This window comes from Rhodococcus sp. Chr-9 (genome assembly GCF_000801125.1).
Taxonomy (GTDB): Bacteria; Actinomycetota; Actinomycetes; order Mycobacteriales; family Mycobacteriaceae; genus Rhodococcus; species Rhodococcus pyridinivorans.
In genome coordinates this window covers 1-2,850 of record NZ_JTIZ01000036.1, presented here as the reverse complement: position 1 = coordinate 2,850, position 2,850 = coordinate 1, and the positions used below count along the sequence as shown (strand labels likewise).

The following is a 2,850-nucleotide window of genomic DNA, read 5'->3' as shown; positions in this document are numbered from 1 at the left end:
GGAAACGGTGCCCTCCACGCCGGCGAGGTACCTCGAGGACCACGAGGTGGTCGAGCACGTCATACGGCACCCAGAGCTGCTGGCGAGAGTCCTCGAATCGTTCAGCGGCTCGATCGCGTTCCGTCGCCATCCCGAGCGTGAGTACCCCCCGCCGCTGCACAAGGCGGCGGTGCAGCTGGCCCACTACCTCGATCAGTACCTCCGGGAGACCGCCCCACCGCCGCCGGAAACTGCGGGATTGTCCCGGCAGCAGCGGCGAGCCCTCGAACGGAAAAAGGCGAAGAAGGGCCGCTGACAGAACCGGTCACCCCACCCCGAAAACGGGCTGCCGCGGCACCGCTTCGCGCTGCCTTGCCCTCGGTCGATGCGTCAACATAGGTTGCCCAAAATGCTTGTGCCAGTGAAGAAGCTGGTTCGTATGTGTGCTGCGATTGGGGCCAGCCGCAGCAGTGGTTTGCCGTTGCTCAGGTGTCGGCGCCGACGTCGGCCTTCGCCGTTTCTTCGCGAGCCTTTGCCGCCTTGCGGGCGTGGTGCAGGATCGTGCCGACCCCGCCGGTCGTCATTCCGACCTGCTCGGCGATCTCGCGCAGCTTGAGGCCCTGAGCACGCAACTCCAGCACCCGCTGACGACGTTCGGCAGCACGGGCGAGGAACTCCTCCCGAGGCTCAGCCATGATGCGCTGGATGGTGCGTGGGGATACGCCCAACCTCTCGGCGCCTTCGCGGGCGGTCATCGTCCTCCGCGCCGGGACCTCCGCTCCTCGCCGCTTCCGTACGGGGATGTGCTTGCTCATCGCAGAACCTCCAACGCCACCGTGCGGTCTACCTTCAGACGCCGTTGACGGTTGGCTTCGATCTTCGCAGGGGAGACGACCTTGCCGCCTTTGCTGCCGAGGTGGGCTTGTCGGGCGCGGTAGGCCTGTTCGTCGAAGTTGCGCCAGATCCACTTGCCGATGGAGTAGGCGGTGGCCCTGACCTCCACGAACGGAAGTGGGGCGGTGAACTGCGTGTTGATCGCGTGGCAGTGCTGGAGCACGAGCATCAGCCAGGCATCGAGACCGTCGTGCCGGTGGTGCCACCACTGCCCGTAGGCCCAGGTGCGGGCGGTATCGAACATGGTCACGTTGCGGCCGAGCCCGACCGCCTTCTCGGGCTTCCTGGGCGCCTGACGTGGGGTGTGGACGGTGACGAGGTCGCGCAGCTCGTAGGGCCGGGACGGGCCGTAGATGGTCTCCCAATCGGGGTGGATCGGGTTCTTGGTCAGCTGCCCGCCGTAAGCGAAGTCCCCGCCGACGGAGATGCACAGACCCCGCTCGATGCGATGAGCGAAGCGCAGCGGTTGCAGCCGGGCGGAGTCGGTGCGGCAGACGGGGCCGGCCAGCCACCAGCCCAGGTGCGCCCGCCCTGACGGGGACTGCGCGACCCAGTTCGGGGCCGGATGGTCGGACGGCTGCTCGAATGCCCGCATCGCCGCATCCGGGTGGTCGCAGTCGATGACGATCGAGCCGAGCAACGCGTGAGGCGAGTGCTCGATGTAGCGCATCGTCAGTGCCTCGTCGCGGCTGTAGCGGTACTGCCCGGCACGGAGATCGTTCGTCGCATGCGGCCGATACGGCAGCAGGACCTCCCGCCCCCAGATCTCGTCGGTGAGCAATTCCCCCATCGTCATGCCGGACACTCTCGCACAAAAAAGATCATTTTTTTACGTACGACACACCAAGCCATATCAGGTATCCCGATTTTTTCCTGGGGGTTTACACCACTCACCGATCCCTGCCGGGGCCATAAACCCGGCGGATTTCCGCGGTCGCATCCGTGATGCATGAGATGTGTCGGGTGAGTCGTCTCGTGCATGGGTCGGGACCACAGGCAGTCGGGTGGCACGTGACGGTGCGGTGCCGTCCAGGGTGCGGGAGGTAAGCCGGGTACGGCTGTCGAGTGCGGCAGAACGGTGTCGGTTCGGGGGGCAGTGGGCGTACCGATGGGCCGGCCTGTCCCGGATGTGAGTGGAACTGCAAGAGGTGTGTCCCCCGTCGGGTGTCGTCGCGGGGCGTGGTTCGCCCGATCCGGCGGGAGCGGCTGTAGCGGCCTCACACGTGTGAGGCCGGGGGACAAGTGCCCGAGGTTGGTTCAGTGCGTCAGCGGGGCGCTCAGGGCGTGTTGTGGGGCGCGGTGGCGCGACGTCAGGGCCGGCCGGGCCGGGTGGCCTCGATGTAGTCGGCGAACCCTGCCAAGAACCCACGTTCGTACTCCTCGACGTGGGGCTGCCCGACCGGGGCGGTGAACCACGTCGAAGCGTCGTGGGCGGTGTCGGCGTCTCCGAGTCGTTGCCGCTCGACGGCCTCGGCGTATCCGGCGTCGTAGCCCTGAGTGAACGCAGTCGTGGTCATGCCCGCCACCTTCCTGGATCAGTCCTGGTCATCGTCGGCGATCCCGCCGACAGACACCCGCCGACACCAGCGATGTCGATCCTGCGCGACCGAAAACGCCCACACACCTCTTGCACTAAAGCTGCAATTTTGGCGCGACGAAATAGGATTCTGCCTCGTGACGACCCCGCCGACGCCGACCGACAGCCCCGCAACCAGCGCAGATGACGCCGATCCGGGCATGTGCCCGTGGTGCGCAAACCCTGTCCCTCAGCACGCCGGGGCGGGCCGGCCGAGGGTGTGGTGCAGCGACCAATGCCGCCGCGACGCGTACAGCGCCCGCAAGGCATCACGCAGCGGAGCGGTCGGGGTGAAGGTGGTCCGGCAGACCCGGATCGTGGAAAAACCCGTCGAAGTCCGGGTGCCCGACTGGCGGGAAACGGTGCCCTCCACGCCGGCGAGGTACCTCGAGGACCACGAG

Annotated in this window: 4 protein-coding genes and 1 pseudogene; 2 read left to right on the top strand and 3 right to left on the bottom strand. The window is 67.1% G+C overall.

What is annotated here, in order from left to right; genetic code table 11:
• Positions 1-295 (top strand): hypothetical protein (locus QR64_RS03630; protein WP_235366991.1); only part of this gene is annotated, 295 nt, incomplete at its 5' end.
• Between the two features lie 169 nt (positions 296-464).
• Here the strand turns inward: QR64_RS03630 and QR64_RS03625 are convergent.
• The 3 genes from QR64_RS03625 to QR64_RS03615 form a co-directional block, all read right to left on the bottom strand.
• Positions 465-794 carry a sigma factor-like helix-turn-helix DNA-binding protein gene (locus QR64_RS03625; RefSeq protein ID WP_052227183.1) on the bottom strand — a complete coding sequence of 110 codons (330 nt, stop codon included), beginning with the start codon at positions 792-794 and terminating at the stop codon, positions 465-467.
• Positions 791-1,669 (bottom strand): replication initiation protein, encoded by an 879-nt coding sequence (locus QR64_RS03620; protein ID WP_225223596.1) that lies wholly within the window; start codon positions 1,667-1,669, stop codon positions 791-793. Before QR64_RS03620 ends, QR64_RS03625 begins: the two co-directional genes overlap by 4 nt.
• Before the next feature lie 514 nt (positions 1,670-2,183).
• The gene (locus QR64_RS03615; protein ID WP_039584155.1) at positions 2,184-2,390 is read right to left on the bottom strand and encodes a hypothetical protein; all 207 of its coding nucleotides are present in this window, start codon (positions 2,388-2,390) and stop codon (positions 2,184-2,186) included.
• A 157-nt stretch (positions 2,391-2,547) separates the two neighbouring features.
• Here QR64_RS03615 and QR64_RS27510 point away from each other — a divergent pair.
• Positions 2,548-2,850: pseudogene (locus tag QR64_RS27510) on the top strand (hypothetical protein); the annotation flags it as partial.